Genomic DNA, 23257 nt, shown 5'->3' on the forward strand with positions numbered 1-23257 from the left:
ATTAACCTCGATTGGTCTCTGGCTGGAAGATTTCAATGTATGCGTCTGAGCGCATTTCGTCTAGCCAGTTTTGCAGTTCTTCGTTAAATTTGCGACGGAAGATCAACTGGTGCGCACGGTTGCTGTTGAACTGATCCGTGGCATCGGTTTTTCTGCGTTCTTCTAACTGAGTGATATGCCAACCGTGGGTGGTACGGAACGGCTCGCTGATCTGGTCGGTTTTTAAGCTATTAAGAGTTTGAGCAAACTCAGGCACATAAATGCTTGGTTCTGCCCAACCTAATTCGCCGCCTTTAGTGGCTGAACCAGGATCTTCAGAATATTGACGCGCAAGATCCTCAAACTTAGCTTCACCTGAGCGAATTTGCTTCAGGAATTGCTCAAGCATAGCTTTAGCACGGTCTTCCGACAGAATTGGTGATGGCTTAAGCAAAATGTGGCGCGCTCTGACTTCTTCGATTTCTTTGGTTTGTAGGCCACGAGCATCCATGATCTTGATGATATGGAAACCTGCACCACTCTTAATTGGACCGATAATGTCGCCTGTTTTCGCGCCGTTGATCACTTCGGCAAACAGGGTTGGCATTTCGTTGATGTTCATGTAGTCCCAAATACCACCTTCGAGTGCTTTAGGACCCGAAGAAGACGCAATAGCAGTGCGGCGGAAATCTTCACCACTCTTCAAACGCTCCAAAACGATATTGGCACGTTTACTCGAGGATTCCAGCTGTTCACTGGTTGGATTACTTGGCACGTCAATCAGGATGTGGCCAATTTGATATTCCACATCTTTCATCCCTTGTTCTTGGATGAGTTTGACTAGGCTGGTAATTTCCTGTGGTGACACTTGGATACGGCGTTGTACTTGAATACGTTGAATTTCACCTAAGGTGATTTCTTCGCGTAATTGCTCGCGGTATTGGCTAAAGCTTAACCCTTCGCTTTCAATTTTCTGTTGCATCTGGGCCACAGACATTTTTTGTTCGCGCGCGATGTTTTCAATCGCTTGGTCTAATTGTAAGTCACCGATATGCAGGCCGATACGATCTGCCATTTGCAGTTGTAAACGGGTCAAGATCAAACGTTCGATCACCTGAGTGCGCAGGGCACTGTCGGAAGGTAACGATTGGTTTGCCGTTTTGGCATTGGCTTTAACAGTGTCAATCATGTTAGCGATTTCACTTTCGAGCACTATGCCGTCGTTAATTTGGACCGCAACACGGTCGAGTGGCTGAGGTGCGGCCAATGTAGGTTGGCTGATAGCGAGTGCAAATAAAGCAAAAATCAGATGTTTACTGGGTTTCATCCACAAAATCCTTGGCACGTTCTAAGGTCAGGTTCGACGGCTTAATTGAAATAACTTTACCATTTATATCGAAATTACAGCGAGTTGCCCTAATGTAATTTTTTGGCGATGCATTTGAGTGCATGGTTAACCCTTTAGATCCGCTTTTATTAGCGTTAGCAAAAGGCAAACGGTAAGGCACTCATTAACCTGTTTGGACTCTCAGTCCTTGTTGAGGTTCAGCAATCTATCACAATTCTTTGCTAATTCCTCAGATAAAGCGGTTTTCTGTAGTTAAACAGGCCGTCATTGAGCATATCTGATACGCCTAATGGGCCAGAACCACCGAGTCCTTTAATGACTAAGTTCAGGTAGAAGCCGCTTTCAAATTGCTCACGGGAGTCGATAGCAGCAGAGCCTATGTTGTCGTCATAATTGGTTTTAATGCGGTAGTGATAACTAAATCGCACCGCATAACAGCATGATTCGTATTGAATACCTGTGTAGGTTTCAATGCCGCGGCTTTCGTTTAAGTCATAATACCAATTACCCACGAAGTAGAGATCGTCACTGATAGGCCAAGCACCACGAACGCCCGCTTGGGAGATGTTCACAGTATCATTGGTATTGGAGTTCAATAAATCAGGAACGTAACGATAACTAAATTGCAGTAATTTGTTTGCTTCGGGTCTGAAGTCTAAAGTGACTTCCGTTTTTTTATTTTCGCTGGTGTTGGTGTCGTACTGAATTGCCGCACCCATGTACCAATTATTCGTTAAACGTGTATCTAACTCGGCGGCTAGTACTGATGTAGATTGATTTGATTCAAAAATATTGTCTTCATAACCGACTTTACTGTCTTGCAAGTAAAAAATTTGCCCTAGGCTAAATTTAGTCGCTTCTTGGTTGTGATCGTCGAACAAGCGAGTTGTTAAACCAAGCGTAATTTGATTCGCATCGGAGATCCGATCCAGCCCCGAGAAGCGGCGATCACGGAATAGACCAAAATAGTCATCCTGCAATTGGGCCGTATCATAAATACCTATACCACGTTGGTCTTCGTAGCCGACATAAAGATATTGGAATTGTGGCTCGAGTGTTTGGCGATAGTTTTCATCGAAAAGCTCAGTAAAACGCTCGAAATTAATCTGACCATTAATCCGTACCTGTGGAATGGTTCGGCTTACTGTGTCGTCCAGATCTTCATTAGGATCGTTATTCTGTTGCCAATAATTGGTCTGCATTAACTTCACTTGGCTGGTGAGTGAGCCCGAAGGTCCGTGAATCGGCAGAGTCACGCTCGGTGCCATATGTAAACGCGTTGCCGTATTTACATTGTTGTTTTGATGGGAAAAATTAGTCAGCTCCGAATTAAAACCAAAATCTAAATTGTTCCAAAAATCAGCAGCACGATAGTTAAAGTTGACCTGAGGCATCACCTGATACGGTTTTTCATCTTCACCAAGTACTTTAATGTCTTGGACCCGAGTGCTGATATCCCAGTTACTTTCGAAGTAGCTGATTTCACCTATGCGCGACAATTGGTTGTCGGTAGCACGGTTCACATCTGACTTTAAATCATTGAAATAGTTGTTGTCTGACACGTCAGTAAAATTAGCTAAAACACGCCAATTTTTGTCGATAGCCCCTTGATGTTGCCAGTTATACAGGTAGCGATTAGGACTACCACTGATCAATTGATCGTTGCCAAGGTATTCAAAATTGACTCGGCCTTTCTGGGCATCACCGGCTAGATAACCAAACTCAGTCTTAGTGAATAATCCACGGTTAGACATATAGTTAGGTGTAAAGGTTAAATCATATTCAGGGGCAATATTCCAGTAATAGGGCGCTGAAAATTCGACGCCATTGGTAGTACTGGTGCTAAAGCTGGGGTAGAGGAAACCCGACTTACGTTTATCAGAAACCGGCACTGTCATATAGGGAATGTAGAATACCGGCACACCGCCGACTCTTAATTTGGCATTCCAAATTTCGCCCCATTCTTCTTCACTGTTGATCTTAATTTTTTCGGCTTCGAGCAGCCAAGACACATTGTCGGGAGGACAAGTCGTGAAGTTAGTATTGGTTAAAATTAAATTGTTATTGATGGTGATCTGCAGTTTTTCGGCATCGCCGTGAACTTGTTGGCCATGGATCCAATATTGTGCGCCTTTAAGGGTGGCACGGTTTGTCCGCATTTGAGCTTGTAAGGATTCGGCTGTAACGGTGAAGTTACTGTCTTGAAAGACTAAATTACCATTGGCATCAAACTGTTCAGTAGCTTGATCTAAAATCGCCTCATCGGCTGCTATGTGCCTATCGCCTTGGCTAAAAACCACATCCCCGCGGAAAATGGCTTGTTTGCCCATTTCGGCATCAGAGTTATCAGAGACAATACGAATTTTGTTGAGTTCAGCCGCACTCATCCCTTGGGTTTGAGATACGATACGGGGTACTGGCGGTTCGATTAAGCATTGGGATGCCGAAGCGGTTAGAGAGTCGTCTGCCAGGACTAATTGCGGTAACAGGCTCAGGGCCAGAAGGTATCGGATCTGCATCTTTAGGTCAGTAATTATGATTTCTTATTCTGGACAAGTATGGATGGGGAAAGTTGCAATTTACAAACGCAACGCCGCTTAATAAATCTCTCAATTTCTTAGCTGTTTCCAAATTATATGCCAGCTATAATAAAGCAATTTTTCTTTAAGAGCCATGAAATGACTTTATCCGATCCGAGATTTCTTTCCCTAAATCAGTGGCTGAATGGTTATTTTTCCGATGAGGTGACACCTGTATTGATTTCCGGTGACGCAAGTTTTAGACGTTACTTTCGGATCACTATGCCCGATGCCACCTTTATCGCCGCCGATTCACCGCCACAATTGGTACCCATCGCGCCTTTTATTGCCTTATCTAATGCCTATGCTGCCGCGGGACTGACAGTTCCAAAAGTGATCCATGCTGACGCCGCTCAAGGTTTTATGCTGATGAGCGACTTAGGCGATACCCAGCTGTTATCAGTGCTTAACACGCATAATGTGGCTGATTACTATCGTCAGGCGCTTGATTTATTGCCGCAGGTGGCCTCTGTGGTTACAAGTCAGCATTTTGTTAGTGGCCTAGTTGAGCCCTTACCGCTGTACGACGAAGCCTTTGTGCGCCGTGAATTGCACATCTTTACTGAGTGGCTTCTCGGCACTCATCTTAATTTGTCATTGGACGAGTCAGAGCTGCAAATGCTAAGCGATAGCTTCGATCTGCTTGTCGACAATGCGCTATCTCAGCCTAGTGTGGGGATGCACAGGGATTTCCATAGCCGCAATCTTATGCTGCAAGCAGGCAAATTGTGTGTGATTGATTTTCAGGATGCTGTCGTCGGCCCTGTGACTTACGACGCGGTATCACTATTGCGTGATTGTTATATTCGTTGGCCGCAGCCGTTAGTCGCAGACTTGATGCAGTACCATTATCAGCAAGCACTCGCGCTAGGTTTTATTCCCACACAGACCCCCGTTGAGCAATATCAAACTTGGTTTGATCTCATGGGCTTGCAGCGACACATCAAGGCGGTGGGGATTTTTGCACGGTTAAATTATCGCGACAGTAAACCTGCGTATATGGCGGATATTCCACTGACATTAACGTATATTGTCGACATTGCCATCCAGTATCCCGAACTCGTGCCATTTGCACGCTGGTTGACTCTTCGCGTGTTGCCTGCGTTTACAGCTAGCCAGTCTTTATCTGAGGTTAAGCAATGAAAGCCATGATCTTGGCCGCCGGACGAGGTGAGAGGTTAAGGCCGTTAACGGACAATTTGCCTAAACCTATGGTGCCAGTATTAGGTAAACCGTTGATTGTTTACCATATTGAAAAACTTGCCGCGTTAGGCATAGTCGATATCGTCATCAACCATGCTTGGCTAGGGCATAAATTAGTTGAGGCGCTGGGCGATGGTAGTGCTTTTGGGGTGCAAATTCGCTATAGCGCCGAAGAGAGTGCGCTCGAAACCGGCGGCGGCATTAAACGGGCTTTGTCTTTGTTGCGTGAGGGTGAAGAGGGTGAAAGTGATGAGCCCTTTTTGGTTATTAATGGTGATGTGTTTATTGATACCTTACCGCCAATCACGCAGCTTGCTGCCGATACGCTCGCTCATTTGTGGCTAGTGCCTAATCCTGAGCAGCATCCGCAGGGGGATTTCGCCCTGGATGGCAATCGAGTGCAGGAGCTTGGTGAGACTAAGTACACTTTTTCTGGCATAGGTATTTATCGGCCTTCGTTGTTTAATCACACGCCGCAGGGCGCGTTTGCACTCGCTCCGTTGCTTAGAGCGCAAATGGCTCAAGGCCGAGTCAGTGGCGCGCTGTTTGAGGGACTTTGGTGCGATGTTGGCACGATTGCACGCCTGCAAGGGCTCGAACTTAGATTACAAAGCAATACCTAAATATCCGTGTTGGCTTATCCATAGGATTTCGCTTACACATCAAATACATAATAGAAATCAGGAAATAAGATGCGGCTTTGGGGTAAGTTTTTTGGATTTGTCATTGGCTTTATGTTCGGCCGTATTTTTGGTGCACTGCTAGGTTTGTGGCTCGGTCATCTTTACGATAAGCGCGCGGCTTCGGGCGTGGGGTTTCGACAAGTGCTAGGGCAGGCTAAGAATCGCCAAGCGATCTTCTTTAATACCACCTTTGCGGTGATGGGGCATGTGGCGAAAGCGTCGGGACATGTGACTGAAACCGATATTCGCATCGCGACCTTGTTAATGGATCAAATGCGCTTAACCGGTGAAGCCCGTAAAGAAGCGCAGCAGGCGTTTCGCGAGGGGAAATCGGCGGATTTTGATCTGCGTAGCAGCCTACAAGCTTTCCGTGTTATTACCATGGGCCGCAAAGAGTTAGTGCAGATGTTCATCGAAATTCAGATCCAAACGGCATTGTCCGACGGTGAACTGGATCCCGCTGAACACGCTATCTTGATGACGATTGCCCAAGAGTTAGGTTATGGTCGAGCACAGTTAGATGAATTACTGAAGCGCTGGCAGGCGGAGTTTCGCTTTCATCAGACCTCAGGTGGCAACAAAACATCGATTACCGATGCTTACAGTTTGCTGGGGATTACTAACGAAGCCAGCGACCAAGAAGTTAAGCGAGCTTACCGTAAGTTGATGAACGAACATCATCCCGATAAGTTAGTCGCTAAGGGATTGCCGCCGGAAATGATGGAGCTGGCAAATCGTAAGGCACAGGATATTCAAGCGGCCTATGACAGAGTCAAGTCTGAGCGCGGTATGCGTTAGTCTTGATTGCTTTGGATTGTATAAAAGATAAGGAATTCATTATGAAACACACGCAAAGCCTGTTGCTGTTGGTGAGTTTGTTACCTGTGACTATGTCCACGCAGGCCGAGGTGTTTGTCGCACCTTTTGGCGGTTATAGTCTGGGTGGCGGTCAATTTGATGTTAATCAAATTGACGTCAACGCAGATCAAGCGGGCGACAAGAAAAATGTGAAGGTCGAGGAATCGAGCCATTACGGCCTGATGCTGGGTATTGGCACGAATGATCCCGGTAATATTTATCTTTTATACAGCCACCAAGCCTCTGAACTCAAAAGTGGCGGTTTGTTTACGCCCGATCGTCTTACCTCGTTAGACTTAGATTATATCCACTTAGGTGGCACTTTATATTTTCCCCGTGGCGATATTCGACCCTACGTCACCGCAAGTGCAGGGATCACCCGCATGCTGCCTGACGCTTGGTCGAGTGAAACGCGTTTCTCTATGGGGATTGGCGGTGGGGTAGAGTATCAAGTCACTCAACACTTTGGTTTGTTTGCAGATATTCGCGGTTACGCGACGTTTATCAACAGCGACAGCTCACTGTTTTGTAATGAAGATGAATGCCTATGGCACATTACGTCGGATGTGATGTGGCAGGCGCAGGCTAACCTTGGGCTCAAAGTCAGCTTTTAGCACTAACACATCGTTTTAAAAGGAGATTTAGCGGCATGAAGATAGTTGTACTCGATGGCGAAACTTTAAATCCTGGCGATCTCAGTTGGCAATCCTTGACTGAACTAGGCGAGTTTAGGTGTTTCCCCCGCACTGCGGGCGCCGATGTTGTCGTACGTGCTCAAGGTGCTGAGGTCATTCTCACCAATAAAACGCCGCTCAATGCCGAGACTCTGGCGCAACTTCCCGCACTTAAATATATAGGTGTACTGGCAACGGGCACTAACGTTGTCGATATCGCGGCAGCTAAAGCGCAAGGCATAGTGGTGACAAATGTGCCTGCCTATGCGCCCGATGCCGTAGCGCAGATGGTGTTTGCCCATATACTGCATCACACCCAAGCCGTGGCTGCCCATCATCAAGCTGTGGTCGATGGTCAGTGGGTGAATTGCCAAGATTTCTGTTTCACCTTAATGCCGCTGCAATCCTTAAAAGGTAAGACTTTAGGTTTAATAGGTTACGGTGATATTGGCCAGCAGGTTGGGACGCTCGCCCTTGCATTCGGGATGAAAGTGCTCGTCAATACCCGCTCAGTGATTAAAGATTTGCCCCAAGGTGCCACTTGGGTAACGCGTGAGACTGTGCTGAGCGAATCAGATATTATTTCGCTCCATTGTCCGCTTACTCCAGAAACTGAGCAATTTATCAATCAACAAACTCTCGCCTTGATGAAGCCTAATGCGCTGCTGATTAATACGGCGCGCGGTGGATTAATTGATGAGGCCGCACTTGCTGCAGCGCTTTCGCAAAACCGCCTATTTGCCGGTGTCGATGTATTATCGACCGAGCCGCCCAGCGCGGATAATCCCTTATTGCATGCACCGAATATCAGCATTAGTCCCCACAACGCGTGGGCGACTAAGGAAGCCAGACAAAGTCTACTCAATATTGCCGTGGCGAATGTGCACGGTTATTTACAGGGTGACGTGATTAACTGTGTGAACAAGTAAAGCGGTATGCGTCTTTCTCTCTTTTCATCATATCGACGTTAAGAGAGAAAGACCTGAATGGTTAGTTATGCTTGAGCCTTTCTTCTACGCATCCACCACACACCCAATAAACCCGTGATGGCTAATACGCCAAATACAACCGGCTTTTTCAGCTTGTGGTACAGGGCGTTCCATTCAGCAATTTCATTGGCCTGTGCTCGTTTTACTGCACCGTCAAAATCGGGTGCTTCACACTGCATACCAAAGTTTTCTGCCCAAGGCACAAAGGGGCCGTTGGCGACGTATTTTTTGTAATAGCGTAGGGCAAGTTCTTGATCTCGATACAATACCCAACCCGTGGCTTGGCAGAGTAGCGCGGCATAGGCTTGGCTGTTGTGGGGAACATGCTCCGATGCCTTGTTGGCCAGTTCTGCTGCTGTGTAGCGATAATGGAAGCGTTTATCGGGAACGGCTTGGCTGGCGTTTAATCGCAGTTGTTCTTTCTCTGCTAACTTGCTCGGTTCATTCCAATCGCTTAGATCGAATACCCCTTGGTAGATAGCGTAATCTGGAGCTAATTCAAACCCTAAGATTTCCATACCTTGGTGGCGGGCAAGTTCTGCCGCAGCCCAATAGGCCTTAGCGCTATCTATGCCTGTTGCATTTTTCGCCGCGTTCAGCTCAGTACCGTAGGCGAGGGCGCTGGCATTAAGATTCGGGTTAGGGAAATAAGCAGGCGCTTCAGCGATAGCCCCTTCACGTAATAATCTGCGACCTAACAAGTAGCGTAAGCGATTGTTAATCGGTTCTATATTATCGTACCAGTCGCTATCTTTAGGATATTCGAAGGCGATAAGCGGCACATGCTCGTCGATAAATAACTTAAGCTCAGCCGTGGTGAGCACGCGCTCCGCCACATAGGCTATGTCTTGCCAGTATTCGTCGCCGCTGGCGAGTAAGTGATTGAGCGCATCGACATATTCGCCGCGCTCTAGGGATAACACCCCTTGCTCGGCGCGAATACGGCAGTAAGTGGCTTTATCTTCATCGGCATTAATGGCTTGCTGCTGAGTCTCTTTGGCATCAACTGTAGCTAATGCTTCATCGGATTGTTTGGGGAAGTGACGCGCCGCCTGAGCATAGGCCTTGGCCGCCTCTGCTTGATCGCCCTTCTGTAGCATTAATTTAGCGGTTAGCCACCAAGTGAGGCCGCTGGGTTTCGCGAGCGTCAATAGGCGCTCAGCACTAGCGTAGTCCCCTAGCTGGTAATAAATTGCCGCTAATTTATCGCCATGGTTGAGCTGTAAACCATCGGTTGGGAACACTTTGAGGATTTCAGCTACCTTTGAGCCCATTTCCGAAAGCTGGCCATCGTAGGCAAATTCATTGGTGCTGCTTTGCCAATAGGCAATCAATAACTGCTGCACGCTTGTCTGTTGCAGCAACGGTTTCAGCTCAGCAATGTCTTTCCCCATCAAGGTACGGCTTAACATCAATAAAGAATCATAACCGCCGCTATCGCCCTGTACTGATTGGGTGGCATAGAGCTCAATAGCCTTATTCAGTGCATCAGGGTTAAGCATCATTTGTAGCTCAGTACCATCTGCACCTTGATTGGCAACTTGTGGGCTCCGCTGGCCTTGGTGCAACAGGATATAAGCCTGCTCACCTAGGCTTGCTAAGCTCAAGCGCAGGGGATCGGCGGCGCCTTGGGCGACTTCGGTTTGCAATTGAGTCAGGTAAGCGTTGGCACTATTAAAGTGCTCAGGATCCGCTGAGGTTTTACTTAAGATAAGCTCAATACGCGACAGCGAATAGAGTGCCCACAGGCTGCGAGATGCGCGTTCGCTTTCTGGTAATTTAATGATTTTGCTAAAATAGTTACTCGCTCTATCGTAGTCTTTTGCCTCAAACGCCACGGCGCCTAAGGTGTACCAGGTCAGCGCTTGGGGCAGATCTTTATCCAACTTGGCGGCCATTTGTTCGGCCTCGATTGGGCCTGTCGCATCCCTTAGTGTGTTCACTAAGATCAAATGGGCTTCACTTAATTCGCTGTTTTCAAAAGCACGAGTTTGTGACAGATAACGGCTATGCACTTCATCCCACAGATATTCCTGCGCAGCTGGCGCATCTTGATACTGCCAAGGCAAAGGTTTTGCGAGGGCGGTTAGCTGCTGGCTGAAAGAGGTTTGCGGTAAATAACTGAGATTACTCTGTCTGTCTTGAGTCAATTGCAAAGGGAAGTCGGGGCCGCAGGCCAATAGCATTGGCGAAAATAGGCTTAAACAGATAAGCGTGGTCTTTTTAAGCATAAAAGCCCGATTGGATTTTGCCATTGTGGACGATGATGTTGGCTTATGGCGCATAAATTCCCTGTAAATATAATGACTCACAACGTGCCCAGCCTATCACTTTCTGGCCGACAGGGTTGAGCATGTGTTTTTGAGTTTGTTTGTGTGCTTGCGGCATTGGCATGTTCGTCGCGCTTGGAGCAGTGTCAGTCGGCGCCAATGTGGCGGTATTTTCAGCTCGCCACTGCCAGATTAACAGCCCATTTTTTTGTTTCACGCGATAGCCATTTTGCGCATCATACCCGCTGCAAGCTTGTCCCGCTAGGGACAAACTCGCGGGAATGTCGCCAGCAATATTACCGCGATTAATTAAGCTCAATTGGAAGAGCTGTGGCTTGAGGATTTGTTGGCTTTTAGCCTTATTTTCAGTGGCTAATGTTGTTTGAATATCGTTATCGCTTGAGATCACTAATTCAATCTTGGCGGTAAGCTCACCTTGCTGCGCCACAGCGATTAAGGTATCAAGTGGCCAAACCCTTTTATCTCCTTCCAGCGGCAGCCTGAACCAGATAATGCCTTTAAGCTTGGCATCAGTGCGGCTTTGCAGTTTGTGCACAAAAGCTTGTAACACTTGCGGATCTGCCATCAGTTCCTCAACAGCATGGGAGTCATTGAGTTGACCCCGTAGCGGTGTTTCACTCTCCACTTTATAACCTGAAGCTGTGCTGATGACCGCCGAGCCGTAAGCGGGGAGCGCAATAAGGTAAGGCACAGTGCTGATATTTGAGAGTTGCTGCACCCACTGCCAACCTTGAGTCGCATCGAATAGCCCGAGGCGTGGATCGCTTACGCTGTGAATTTGCAGCACGAGTTCATCAATATAAGTGAGCAATGCGGGGAAATCGGTGCTATTGAGCCAAGCGGGCAGGGCGGTAATGCTGAGTTTGAGCTCTGCGGGTAGCTGCGCTTTAAGCTTCTTAAGAAAATCCCGATAGGTGGGCAGTTTGCTGCTAGCGCTGTCGTGGTCGATTTCAACACCTGTGATGTGTGTGCCTTTTGCTTGCCAACTGTTAAGTACTTGGCTGATTTTATGGATCACTGCTTCATCATTTAAATGGCTCAGCTGGCCATCTAAGCGGATCACGGCGACTTTAGGTCTAGGATCGGCCTGAAGCCAAGCATGATTGACCGCGACTTCAAACCAAATATCTGCGCCATTGGGTTTTGGGTGCGCTTGCAGCGCTAGAATGCGCAATCCTTGGAATACCCCTTGGCTTTGCGCTAATGCCGTTTGATTAGCGGGGCGCCATTGGCGCTGCCAGATATAGACTTCTTGCGCGAGTGGTTCGCGAGGTATTGCAGTTACGGAGGTGACTTCTGCTATATGACTGGCATTTAGGTTTGCTATGAGTTCACTCGGTTCCGATGCGGGCTGACAGGCGCTCATGAATACGGCGGCGCTCAGCAAAGCGCTTAAGAACCCTTGATTTCGGCTAATGTTTTTAACCAGATTGCCTATACCCATACTACTGCTATCGATTCCGTTTTGAGTGAGGCATTACTATGCCCGAAAAAGCCCGCTTTTACATCGCGGTCAAACTTCTGATAATGCCCATTAAGCTTGGTTTTCCTTTTGCTGCCTTGTTAATCAATCAGAACTCAGATCTCAAAAATCAGGATCGACTTGAAAACGCATCTGCTTACGGGTAACGGGATGCAGAAGCATCAATAAATCGGCATGCAGATGCAGGCGATTGGCGCGAGTGCCGTAGAGGTCGTCACCGACAATCGGTGTATTTAGCCCCTCTGAGTGGGCGCAGTGAACCCTGAGTTGATGGGTTCGGCCCGTTTTAGGATAAAGATACACGCGGGTTGTACGTGCCATTTCATCAAGTTGGCTCAATTCCCAATGGGTTTCGGCTGCTTTACCAAACTCATGGCAAACGAGTTGTCTCGGTCTATCGTCTAAATCGCCACGTAAGGGTAAAGAGATGTTACCCGTCGCCTGCGTATTTGCCATGACGGTAGGAATTCCCGCTAACAGCGCCACATAACGTTTAGTTACAGTGCGCTGGATAAATTGTTTTTGCAGCTGTTTATGGGCGTCTTTTGTCAATGCGATCACCATTAATCCCGAGGTCGACATATCGAGCCTGTGGACGATTAGCGGCCCTGTGGCATGGGGAAAGGTTTGGCGGATGCGCGAATACACTGAGTCTTCAATCTCTTTGCCGGGCACGGATAAAAACTCGGCGGGTTTGTTCACAATCGCCATCGCCTCGTCTTGATAGAGGATACTTAAGGTTTTGCCTTCGGCGGGGTTGGTCAGCAGCGGATTATCATCGACTACGAGTCCTTCGAGCATATGTCCCAAGATGGGTTGGCATTTTCGCAGGCAGGCGGGATAAAACTGCTTATGCTGGCGAATTTCTGATTTTGGCGGTGCGCCCCACCAAAACTCGGCAATCGCTAATGGCTTAAGGTCATGTTTAAAGGCGTAATGTAACAACTTAGGGGCAGCACATTCGCCCGAGCCTGCGGGCGGTGTTAACTCAACCGTGCCGTTAAATATGCCGTTAAGGCTTTTTTCTGCGCCGCGAATATTCAAAAAACGATACTGCTCAAACAGCTTTTGCTGCAGCGCCGCTGAGAGCTGTTTACGCTGTAGTCTTAACGCGTCGCACTTATCAGTGAGCAGCGTTAACGCTTGGCTGATGGCATGGATACGTTCATCCCAATAGCGTTTAATATCTCTTAACTGATTCTTTTCGTTAATGCTTTCTTGGCTGAGTTTGGCTTCAGTTATTGCGTTTTCACGCAAGGTCTCATCAGTCGGATTGGTAGCCAATTGGGCTGCGAGTTGATTGCGCTGCGCCTTGCGGGACTTACGGCCAGCTATCATCACTTGTCTGTGGGCGGCAAGTTTGACTTGCGCTTGAGCTTGTTCAGTTTCTAGCTCGGTTGATAGCCTCGGAATATCGGGATGGTTTTCTACTGCAAGTAGCTGCTCGTTAATTTGGTTGATTTGCAGGTTTTCAGCGTGGAAAAAATTGTCCTTAGCCAGCATATCAAATACAGGTGGAACGAAGCGCGGCCAATGATTTTGCTCGGCCAACTTACCCGAAAATGCCGACAAATAGCCCACTTCACCTTGCGGATTTTGTACCAGCAATACGCCGAACATCTTGCCAATGGCGCCGGTTAACTCACCCGTTAGGCCAAAGTTATGTTGCCAATCACTTTGAGTCTCAAGGTGTTGTTGTAATTCGTTGGCTGCAAGCACGCATAATGGATGCGGTTCGTAATAGAAAGGAAAGGTAAAACGTTGCGGCAGGGCATAGGCATCAATGGCTTGTGTGAAAGAGGTAAAGCAAGAAGGCTGAAGCTGCATTGGTTTCTACTACTTTTGGTTTCTATTACTAATGGTTTTTTGTTGCTGGAGTTTACTTAGATCACGCTCGAATTAAGCCACTGCTCGAAATCAATCGTCTTAATAAGCGCTCGCAATAAATTGCTTTGAACAACTCGCCCAAAATTAAACTCGTACCACAGGGCTTGTTTTGCTTGGCGTGCAATCTTAGGCCACAAGACAAAGGCGCTAGTTTACTCTGTCGGTTGGGGTGGGTCACTTTTTATTGGTAAAGGTTCTTGATGATGTACTGTGTTGGAAAAGGGAAATGGCGTTGCAGCGCATTTCCCTTTGATGTGTCGCTTGTGCTTGAAGCCAATTTAAAACCGATAAAACAGTTTAAAAGATGACCTTCACTTTACTGGCGCTATCGAGTGCTTTATTCAAGGCGCTGTCGATATCGATATCACGGGCAAGCGCGACACCTAAGCGGCGGCGGCCATCAATATCGGGTTTGGCGAATAATCTCAGCTGAGTGTTGACCGCCTCTAATGCGGCGGCAATCCCTTGATAGCGGATATTGCTTGAGGTGCCTTCGGCCAAAATCACTGCCGAGGCACTTGGACCATGCTGATGGATATTGGGAATCGGCAGGCCGAGAATCGCTCTAACATGCAGGGCAAATTCCGATAAATCTTGGCTGATGAGTGTCACGAGCCCAGTGTCGTGTGGCCTTGGTGAGACCTCGGAGAAATACACTTCATTGCCTTTAACAAACAGTTCTACGCCAAATAGTCCATAACCGCCAAGGGCTTCGACGACTTTGCTCGCGATCGCTTGGGATTTTGCTAACACTTCATCTGACATGGCTTGTGGCTGCCATGACTCACGGTAATCACCATCTTCTTGTCTGTGGCCAATGGGCGCACAAAAATGAATGCCATTGACTGCGCTGATGGTTAACAGGGTGATTTCATAGTCGAAGGGAATAAAACCTTCGACTATTACGCGGCCGCCGCCAGCGCGGCCACCTTCTTGAGCGTATTGCCACGCTTTATGACTGAGGGCGATATCGCGAATAACACTCTGACCTTTGCCCGATGAACTCATCACAGGCTTAACCACACAGGGCACGCCTATTTCGCTAATCGCTTGATTAAATTCGGTTTCAGTATCACAGAAAAAATACGGAGAAGTCGGTAAACCTAAGGTTTCAGCGGCGAGGCGACGAATCCCTTCTCTGTCCATAGTGAGCTTAGTTGCCCGAGCTGTGGGGATGATATTTACCCCTTCGGCTTCCATGTCCACTAAGGTTTGGGTGGCGATGGCTTCAATTTCTGGGATGACTAAGTGCGGTTTTTCTAACTCGATAACGGCACGCAGGGCTTTAGCATCGAGCATATTGATCACATGGGAGCGATGGGCGACTTGCATGGCGGGGGCGTTGGCGTAACGGTCAACGCCAATCACTTCAACGCCTAAGCGTTGCAGTTCAATGGCCACTTCTTTGCCAAGTTCACCGCAGCCGAGCAACATGGCGCGTCGTGCGCCCTCAGTGTAGGGAGTGCCTATCATGTGTGATTCCTTTATTCGCAGTTGTAGGGATTGCGTCATGGCGCGCAATTTAGCCATGAGTTTAACGCGAACGGCACATTAGAGCATGATGTAAATAAACAAGTGTGCTTTAGATCACTGGGTTTGGTGTTAACACGATTCAATTTGACTTGGCTGGAAGTGATTGTTTTTTGTTGTTCTATAATGTTGTTTAGTTGTTAACTTTAGCCTTGAGATATTCAACTGTGTTTGTTTGATTAGTGATCATGATGATTGAGGGGATTCAAATGTTTTTAGATTACTTTGCGTTAGGGATTTTATTTTTTGTGGTTGTCGTTATTTTTTATGGTGTGATTGCTATCCATGATATTCCATACGAAATTGCCAAAAAGCGTAATCACCCACAGCAAGATGCCCTGCATATTGCGGGGTGGGTGAGTTTATTTACGTTACATGCTATTTGGCCATTTTTATGGATCTGGGCCACCTTATATCGAGAAGATCGTGGCTGGGGATTTGGTACTGTGATGAAACGAGAGCAGGCGTTAGAGGAGGATGTGGGCACTTTACGTCAGACAGTAATAGCGTTACAAGCGAGACTTGAGCAATTAGAACAAGCAAGCGCCGCTGTTGAAGAGCCGAATATTACCAATAAAGTCGAGGTCTAAAATGGATCTATTACTGATACTGACCTATGCCGCCATCTGTATTGTTATTTTTAAAGTGTTTAAAATCCCGCTGACTAAATGGACTGTGCCTACTGCCGTTTTGGGGGGCGTGGTGCTCATTGGTGCCTTAATACTGCTAATGAACTATAACCATCCTTATTCACGTTTTGCTCGGGAATATTTTGTCACCATTCCTATTACCCCTGCGGTAAAAGGGTTAGTGACTCGTGTTGAAGTGCAGCCAAATACACCTGTTAAACAAGGAGATGTACTTTTCCGAATTGATCCCATCCCCTTTGAGGCCGTAGTAAAGCGTAAGCGTGCCGCGTTAGTCGCTGCCGAGTTAGAAGTGCCACAGCTCGCCGCGGCATTGGAATCGGCTAAAGCCAATGTTGAGCGAGTCAATGCTGATAAAGACCGTAATAAGTCTGCCTATGAACGCTATGAAAGCGGTCATCGAAAAGGAGGCGCTAATTCTCCCTTTACCGCATTGGAATTGGATAATAAACGCCAACTGTATCTTGCTTCTGAAGCGCAGTTAACTGCCGCAAGATCAGAAGAGTTACGGATGAGGCTTGCCTATGAGTCTAATATTGATGGCGTTAATACTAAAGTGGCTGGCTTGCAGGGAGATTTAGCGAGCGCACTCTATGATTTAGAGCAGACCATAGTACGGGCACCCGCTGATGGTATCGTTACGCAAATGGCGCTCCGTCCAGGGGCTATGGCTGTGCCTTTACCATTAAGGCCCGTGATGAGTTTTATCCCTGATGAGCAACGTTATTTTGCCGGAGCCTTTTGGCAGAATTCTCTACTGCGCCTGAAAGAGGGCGACGAGGCCGAAATTATTCTCGATGCCGCGCCAGGGAAAGTGTTTAAAGGCAAGGTGGCGAAAGTGCTACCTGCAATGGCTGAAGGTGAAATCCAAATGGGTGGTGTATTAGCGTCCTCCAGTCGTCTGTTTCAAAATGGTCGAGTGGTTGTTTTGATTGATATCGATGACGACGCTATTCGTAAAGAGTTCCCTGCTGGAGTGTCAGGCCAAGTGGCTATTTACACTGAACACTTTCACCATGTGGCTGTAATGCGTAAGGTATTACTCAGGATGCAAGGCTGGTTGAATTACTTATTTTTTGATGGACATTAGTGCCTAAACCGTTAAATCTTGTTTGTTGAGCACTTTGTTCGGTTCAGTGTAAAGGTTGGTGTAAAGTCCAGTTCGCTGGACTTTTTTGTGGCAATTTTTAGGTTAGTTAAAAGGGATGTGAAAGACATGCAAGATATTCGCGATTTAACCTCAGTGCTGCGCTCCAATACGCCAATTGTAGTGATTGAAACCTATGAAGAATATCGCGTGGTCGAGTTACTTAAGCGGGTCGCCAGTGTACTCTATCAACCTGTGTTTACCTGGAGCATTACCCAAGGTTTAGCACGGGTCGATAAACCTATGGCGGCACAAAAATTTAATAGCGAACCCACAGATTTGCTTGGACAAATTAAATCAACCTCGCAGCAGGGGATTTATGTGCTGTGCGACTTTCATCCCTTTGTGATTGATGCGCCAAAAAATGTCCGTTTACTTAAAGAAATCGCCCTCGAATACGAAACGCTGCAACACACATTAGTGCTGGTGAGCCATGCTTTTGATATCCCGCCCGAAATCAAACGTTATTGCGCCTATTTTCAATTAACTTTGCCAAGCACAGTGCAATTGCAAAACCTGATTTATCTCGAAGTCGATAAAATTCGTCATCAAGGCACGCATCTACAGGTCGATGATGCTGCTGTGGTCAAATTAGCCGATAATCTGCGGGGCGTGACCTTAGAGGATGCCCGCCGTTTGGTGCGCAAAGCCATAGTCGATGATGGCGCTATTACCTTGTCAGATATCGATGCCATCAATAAAGCCAAGTTTCAGTTACTCGACTTAAACGGTGTGCTGCAATTTGAATACGACACCAGTGATTTTTCGCAGATCGCCGGGCTGCATAATCTAAAAAAATGGCTCAAGCAACGTGTACCTATCGCGGCAGTCAGCACCCTTGGCCAAGCCGATAAGCCGACTTCTGTGGAACACACTAAGGCGCTCGATGCGCCCAAGGGGATTTTGCTGCTGGGTGTGCAGGGCAGTGGTAAGAGCCTCGCGGCTAAGGCGGTTGCGGGCGTTTGGCAACGACCTTTGCTTAGACTCGATATGGCATCCTTATATAACAAATACATAGGTGAAACTGAGAAGAATCTACGGCATGCACTGGAGCTTGCTGACATGATGTCGCCCTGCGTGCTTTGGATAGATGAAATTGAAAAAGGCTTAAGCGGCAGTAGCAGCGATGAGGGCACATCGACGCGGATACTCGGCACCTTACTCACTTGGATGGCGGAGCGTAAATCTGAAGTGTTTGTGGTGGCGACCGCCAATGACATTCAAGCTCTGCCGCCAGAATTGATGCGAAAGGGCAGGATGGATGAAATCTTCTTTGTCGATTTACCCGACGAAGCTATACGCAAAGCCATCTTCTTAATCCACTGTCAGCGCCGTGGAATCGATGTAGCGAGCTTAGATCTCGCTCAATTATCGGCCCGCAGCCAAGGATTTTCCGGCGCCGAAATCGAACAAGCCGTTATTGCTGCCATGTATACCGCAAGAAGCGTCGAGCGCAGTGTCGATCAAGTGCTATTACTTGAAGAACTCAGCAAAACACGGCCTTTATCTGTGGTCATGAGCGATAAAATCAATGCGCTTAGGCAATGGGCCGCAGGGCGAACCGTGAATGCCCATGAGTAAGATTTTTGCTTGGTACCATGGGTGCTAGCTCGTTCCGGCGGACGGTTTTGGCGGTATCACTGCCCAGTGATACCGCTAATATTGCTGATTTCAACCTTGATGATTAGATATATTGCTGATTTCAACCTTGATGATTAGATATCAAAGGCGAGACTGCCCGGTGCCAGGAATGGCCAGCTTAGACGCGTTGGTGAGCTTTCACCTTGTGCCCCAAAGAAGTAACCGGTTCTTGGGGTGGCGTAAACCATACTACCTTTTTGTAACCCGAGTTCATGCAGATTATGGTGGGTGAACTTGGCTTCCCACAACTCTTCGCTATGCCAGCCGTGTGGGGCTAATTCCAGTCTGACTTCGGCGCCAATGGGGGTCATGGCGACAATATCGAACGGCAAATTGGCCTGACTATTAGGCTTGTTTGACAGCGATAATTCGTGGCTGCGAACATAGAGCACGCCATCTTGCTGCAGTGCTTGTTGTTCTGGTGGTGTCAGAAATGCTTGGCCATTTTCCCAACGCTTTTGTTGCCAACTGGCTTCAAAGACATTGACGTTACCAAGAAAATCAAACACAAAGCGACTATTGGGATGCGAGTATAACTCAGCTGGTGTATTAATCTGCTCGATATGACCATTGCTCATCACAACCACTCTATCGGAGAGTTCAAGCGCTTCATCTTGATCGTGGGTCACAAATACGCTGGTGAATTTTAATTCCTCATGCAGGCTGCGTAGCCAGCGGCGTAGTTCTTTACGCACTTTGGCATCCAAGGCGCCAAAGGGTTCATCCAGTAGCAAGACTTCGGGTTGGGTTGCGAGTGCACGGGCCAAGGCAATGCGCTGTTTTTGTCCACCTGAGAGCTGTTCGGGGTAGCGCTGCGCGAGATGGCCTAGTTGCACTATTTCCAGCAATTGTGTCACACGTTTACGTATTTCTGCCGCTGAAGGTTTTTGCTTTTTGGACATGACTTCGAGTCCAAAGGCGACGTTATCGGCGACTGTCATGTGGCGAAACAGCGCATAGTTTTGAAACACAAAACCCACGCGTCTTTCACGCACATGCACTTGGGTGACATCTCGGTCACCGAAATAAATGTTGCCGCTATCGGCTCCCTCGAGCCCAGCAATAATCCGCAATAACGTGGTTTTACCTGAACCAGATGGTCCCAGCAGACCAATCATTTCCCCTTCTTGAATATCAAGATCCAGCGGGGAAAGCGCCTGAAACTTGCCAAATTTCTTGGAAATATTAGTAAGACGAATACTCATAGTTGGCTCTGCTCTTTATTGTCATTGGCGGATAAACTGCGTTGTTGTCGCCATTCAACGACGGCTTTTAGCATTAGGGTCACTAGTGCAATCAGGGCGAGTAATGACGCGCTCGCGAAGGCGGCTTCGGCCTGATAATCTTCATACAATAATTGCACATGTAAAGGTAAGGTATTGGTTTCACCGCGAATGTTGCCAGACACAACAGCAACGGCACCAAATTCGCCCACGGCTCTGGCATTGGTGAGGATCACACCGTAAATCAGTGCCCACTTGATATTCGGGAGCGTCACTCGGCGGAAGAGTTGCCACCATGAGGCACCGAGGATCACTGCGGCTTCTTCTTCCGATGCGCCCTGTTGTTGCATCAATGGAATGAGTTCTCTGGCGACAAAGGGACATGTGACAAAAATGGTGACTAACAGTATTCCCGGCCAAGCAAACATGATCTGCAGATCGTGCTCATAGAGCCATTCACCCAGCCAACCACTGTTGCCATAGAGTAGCAAATAGAGCAAACCTGCGACGACAGGTGATACCGCAAACGGAATATCAATTAGCGTGATTAATAACTTGCGACCTGGGTATTCAAAGCGAGTCACGCTCCACGCCAGCATGATCCCGAACACTAAATTGATGGGGACGGTGAGCGCCGCAACCATCAGCGTCAAACCAATCGCATGCAGCGAATCTGGCTGAGTTAAGTGGCCAATATAACGCTCCCAACCTCCGACAAACGCTTGCTGAAAAATACTCACCAGCGGCAATAGCAACAATAGCAAGCCTAAGAACACCGCGAGGGTAATCAGGCTCCACTTGATAAGAGGGGCTTCACCGACTCTTAAGGGCTTAAATGAGTTCATGTTTGCTCCTTATCGTCCATGAATGCGGCGCAGATAACGCGCCTGCCACAGGTTTATTAGTAGTAATAGCAGTAGTGAGGTCATCAGCACCACAGAGGCAATGGCGCTAGCGCCGGCAAAATCAAACTCTTGCAGGCGGACAAAAATCATTAACGATGTGATTTCGCTGATATAGGGCATATTACCTGCGATAAAGATAACTGCACCAAACTCACCTAGGCTGCGGGTAAAAGACAGTGCAGTCCCGACCATCAAGGCTGGCCACAAGGACGGCAAAATGATCCGCCAGAATACCGCACGATCCGAGGCGCCAAGCGTCATGCCCGCTTCTTCTTCATCGTGGGATAACTCTTCGAGAACCGGTTGTACGGTACGCACCACAAAGGGAATACTGGTGAAAATCATCGCGACCACTATGCCTAGCGGGGTATAGGCGACTTTTATGCCCAGTTCTGCCAGCACACTACCGATTTGGCCGTTTTCCGCATACAGGGTCGCTAAGGTGATACCTGCAACGGCGGTTGGCAACGCAAAGGGTAAATCCACCAATGCATCTAAGATACGTTTGCCGGGGAATTCATAACGTACTAGCACCCATGCGAGTAACAATCCGAAAAAGCAGTTAAATAGCGATGCCGCGAGCGCCGATAGTATGGTAACTCGGTAACTCGCCAGCACCCGAGGATCTGTGATGACGCCCCAGTATTCGGACAAGCTCATTGAACTGGTCTGCATAATCAGCCCAGTGGTTGGCAATAATAAAATCAGGCTGACAAACAGTAGGGACACACCTAAGCTGATGGTAAACCCTGGAAGAACCCGCTTATGGCGTAAACGCCCGTTATTAAAAATCACAGAATAATCACCCGGTCAGGTTAATTGAGTTAATCCAATACGCTGTATTTGCCGTCAGCGATCGGCGGTCTGAGTTAAAGACTATCTAAGCCAACTTCGTTGCTTGCAAATCATCACCCGTCAACGCGCTAAAATTGCTTAACCCGGGACTGAGCCCGGGTTGCAATGTTAACCTTTTATCACTGCAAACTGGAATTAGCGTTTGAGTAACTGATCGAGTTTGGCACCGTTAGCAAACTGGGTTTTCATGGCATTATCCCAACCCCCAATGATTTGCTCAACAGTGAGCAGGTCAACCGTAGGGAACTGCTTAGCAAACTCAGCCTGAACCGTTTCGTTGTGCACACGATAATTGAAACCGGCCAATAGTCGTTGTGATTCTTCGCTGTAGAGATAATTCAAATACTCAGTCGCTAGCTCTTGTGTGCCGTTGCGCTTAGCATTTTTCTCAACCACAGCAACGGGGAACTCAGCCAAAATCGATGTTTTTGGCACTATGACTTGGTAATCGTCTGCACCATACTGCTGGCGAATATTGTTCACTTCCGATTCAAACGTAATCAGCACATCACCGATACCACGTTCAACAAAGGAGGTGGTTGCACCACGACCGCCTGTATCAAACACTGCTACGTTGCCGAGGAATTTTTTCAGGAATTGGTCCTGTGAAGCCTGATTATCTTTACCAAAACTTTTTTGGGCATAACCTAAGGCGGCTAAATAGGTGTAACGCGCATTACCAGAGGTTTTTGGGTTAGGAAAGACTAGCTTAACGTCATCTCTCGCTAAATCGCCCCAATCGCTTACTTGCTTTGGGTTACCTTTACGAACTAAAAAAGCAATGGTGGAATAGTAAGGTGAACTGGCATTAGGCAGTAGTTGTTGCCAATTTTCTGGGATCAATTTACCGCGGTCATGGAGGATCTGTACGTCTGTTACTTGGTTAAACGTCACCACATCTGCGGGTAATCCCTGCAGAATTGAGCGCGCCTGTGCCGATGAACCTGCGTGGGATTGCTTAATCTCAACGGTTTTACCTGTTTTCTCTTGCCAATGTTTGGCGAAAACGGGGTTATAGGCACTGAATAATTCCCGTGCGATATCGTAAGAAGAATTTAGCAGGGTTTGATCTGCGGCAGCCACATTGAGTGACGTTGCCAGAAAGAGCGTACCCAGTAGGGTCTTTATCACTTTTATTTGCATTTGCTACTCCTTGAACTGGCAACTTTGTCAGCGTTATGACATATAGATTAGTTGAAGTAATTATTTATAAGAAGTCAGTTAAATAGAACTTTTTTGAATAAGTATGAGCGATTTATTGTATGCCCTAGATCATTTTCACTGTGTTTGTGCATGCTAACCCACTTAGAATAGGTTATTGCTTAGTTGTTTTTA

Annotated in this window: 18 protein-coding genes; 8 read left to right on the top strand and 10 right to left on the bottom strand. The window is 47.5% G+C overall.

Annotated features, from left to right (window positions below; all coding sequences use genetic code 11):
• Position 1: 1 nt before the first annotated feature.
• Positions 2 to 1306, bottom strand: a complete 1305-nt coding sequence (gene surA, locus K5Q99_RS12575) for a peptidylprolyl isomerase SurA (protein WP_106649686.1) — start codon at positions 1304 to 1306, stop codon at positions 2 to 4.
• A gap of 242 nt (positions 1307 to 1548) precedes the next feature.
• Positions 1549 to 3846: an LPS assembly protein LptD gene (lptD, locus tag K5Q99_RS12580; RefSeq protein ID WP_220777053.1), complete on the bottom strand. Its 2298-nt coding sequence runs from the start codon at positions 3844 to 3846 to the stop codon at positions 1549 to 1551.
• Between the two features lie 159 nt (positions 3847 to 4005).
• Between lptD and K5Q99_RS12585 the strand changes: the two genes are divergently transcribed.
• From K5Q99_RS12585 to K5Q99_RS12605, 5 genes are all read left to right on the top strand, one after another.
• Positions 4006 to 5049 carry an aminoglycoside phosphotransferase family protein gene (locus tag K5Q99_RS12585; protein ID WP_246604482.1) on the top strand — a complete coding sequence of 348 codons (1044 nt, stop codon included), beginning with the start codon at positions 4006 to 4008 and terminating at the stop codon, positions 5047 to 5049.
• On the top strand, positions 5046 to 5732 hold the full coding sequence (murU, locus tag K5Q99_RS12590) for an N-acetylmuramate alpha-1-phosphate uridylyltransferase MurU (protein WP_220777055.1): 687 nt from the start codon (positions 5046 to 5048) through the stop codon (positions 5730 to 5732). The genes K5Q99_RS12585 and murU overlap by 4 nt, the downstream gene beginning before the upstream one ends.
• A 69-nt stretch (positions 5733 to 5801) precedes the next feature.
• Complete coding sequence (djlA, locus tag K5Q99_RS12595) at positions 5802 to 6590, top strand: co-chaperone DjlA (RefSeq protein WP_063883715.1); 789 nt, start codon at positions 5802 to 5804, stop codon at positions 6588 to 6590.
• Positions 6591 to 6631: 41 nt separating this feature from the next.
• The gene (locus K5Q99_RS12600) at positions 6632 to 7264 is read left to right on the top strand and encodes an outer membrane beta-barrel protein (protein ID WP_220777056.1); all 633 of its coding nucleotides are present in this window, start codon (positions 6632 to 6634) and stop codon (positions 7262 to 7264) included.
• Positions 7265 to 7299: 35 nt separating this feature from the next.
• Positions 7300 to 8253: a D-2-hydroxyacid dehydrogenase gene (locus tag K5Q99_RS12605; RefSeq protein WP_220777057.1), complete on the top strand. Its 954-nt coding sequence runs from the start codon at positions 7300 to 7302 to the stop codon at positions 8251 to 8253.
• 65 nt (positions 8254 to 8318) lie between these two features.
• Here K5Q99_RS12605 and K5Q99_RS12610 read toward each other — a convergent pair whose 3' ends face one another.
• The 4 genes from K5Q99_RS12610 to purT form a co-directional block, all read right to left on the bottom strand.
• Positions 8319 to 10598: a hypothetical protein gene (locus tag K5Q99_RS12610; RefSeq protein ID WP_220777058.1), complete on the bottom strand. Its 2280-nt coding sequence runs from the start codon at positions 10596 to 10598 to the stop codon at positions 8319 to 8321.
• Positions 10588 to 12048 carry a DUF3142 domain-containing protein gene (locus tag K5Q99_RS12615; RefSeq protein ID WP_220777059.1) on the bottom strand — a complete coding sequence of 487 codons (1461 nt, stop codon included), beginning with the start codon at positions 12046 to 12048 and terminating at the stop codon, positions 10588 to 10590. Before K5Q99_RS12615 ends, K5Q99_RS12610 begins: the two co-directional genes overlap by 11 nt.
• A gap of 141 nt (positions 12049 to 12189) precedes the next feature.
• Positions 12190 to 13914 carry an RluA family pseudouridine synthase gene (locus K5Q99_RS12620; protein ID WP_220777060.1) on the bottom strand — a complete coding sequence of 575 codons (1725 nt, stop codon included), beginning with the start codon at positions 13912 to 13914 and terminating at the stop codon, positions 12190 to 12192.
• A 357-nt stretch (positions 13915 to 14271) separates the two neighbouring features.
• Positions 14272 to 15447: a formate-dependent phosphoribosylglycinamide formyltransferase gene (gene purT / locus K5Q99_RS12625; RefSeq protein WP_220777061.1), complete on the bottom strand. Its 1176-nt coding sequence runs from the start codon at positions 15445 to 15447 to the stop codon at positions 14272 to 14274.
• Between the two features lie 266 nt (positions 15448 to 15713).
• On the opposite strand from purT, the gene K5Q99_RS12630 reads away from it, so the two are divergent.
• The 3 genes from K5Q99_RS12630 (at position 15714) to K5Q99_RS12640 (ending at position 18879) form a co-directional block, all read left to right on the top strand.
• Complete coding sequence (locus K5Q99_RS12630; RefSeq protein ID WP_220592210.1) at positions 15714 to 16094, top strand: DUF3302 domain-containing protein; 381 nt, start codon at positions 15714 to 15716, stop codon at positions 16092 to 16094.
• A gap of 1 nt (position 16095) precedes the next feature.
• Positions 16096 to 17241, top strand: a complete 1146-nt coding sequence (locus tag K5Q99_RS12635; RefSeq protein ID WP_106649697.1) for an HlyD family secretion protein — start codon at positions 16096 to 16098, stop codon at positions 17239 to 17241.
• A 126-nt stretch (positions 17242 to 17367) separates the two neighbouring features.
• Complete coding sequence (locus K5Q99_RS12640) at positions 17368 to 18879, top strand: AAA family ATPase (RefSeq protein ID WP_220777062.1); 1512 nt, start codon at positions 17368 to 17370, stop codon at positions 18877 to 18879.
• A gap of 134 nt (positions 18880 to 19013) precedes the next feature.
• On the opposite strand, the gene K5Q99_RS12645 is transcribed toward K5Q99_RS12640, so the two are convergent.
• From K5Q99_RS12645 to cysP, 4 genes are all read right to left on the bottom strand, one after another.
• Positions 19014 to 20144, bottom strand: a complete 1131-nt coding sequence (locus K5Q99_RS12645) for a sulfate/molybdate ABC transporter ATP-binding protein (protein WP_220777063.1) — start codon at positions 20142 to 20144, stop codon at positions 19014 to 19016.
• On the bottom strand, positions 20141 to 21007 hold the full coding sequence (cysW, locus tag K5Q99_RS12650) for a sulfate ABC transporter permease subunit CysW (protein WP_011846041.1): 867 nt from the start codon (positions 21005 to 21007) through the stop codon (positions 20141 to 20143). Before cysW ends, K5Q99_RS12645 begins: the two co-directional genes overlap by 4 nt.
• A gap of 9 nt (positions 21008 to 21016) precedes the next feature.
• Complete coding sequence (gene cysT / locus K5Q99_RS12655; RefSeq protein ID WP_220777064.1) at positions 21017 to 21862, bottom strand: sulfate/thiosulfate ABC transporter permease CysT; 846 nt, start codon at positions 21860 to 21862, stop codon at positions 21017 to 21019.
• A gap of 195 nt (positions 21863 to 22057) precedes the next feature.
• Positions 22058 to 23065, bottom strand: a complete 1008-nt coding sequence (gene cysP, locus K5Q99_RS12660) for a thiosulfate ABC transporter substrate-binding protein CysP (RefSeq protein WP_220777065.1) — start codon at positions 23063 to 23065, stop codon at positions 22058 to 22060.
• Positions 23066 to 23257: the final 192 nt, after the last annotated feature.

Origin of the sequence: Shewanella hafniensis, assembly GCF_019655335.1 — a bacterium.
GTDB lineage: Bacteria > Pseudomonadota > Gammaproteobacteria > Enterobacterales > Shewanellaceae > Shewanella > Shewanella hafniensis.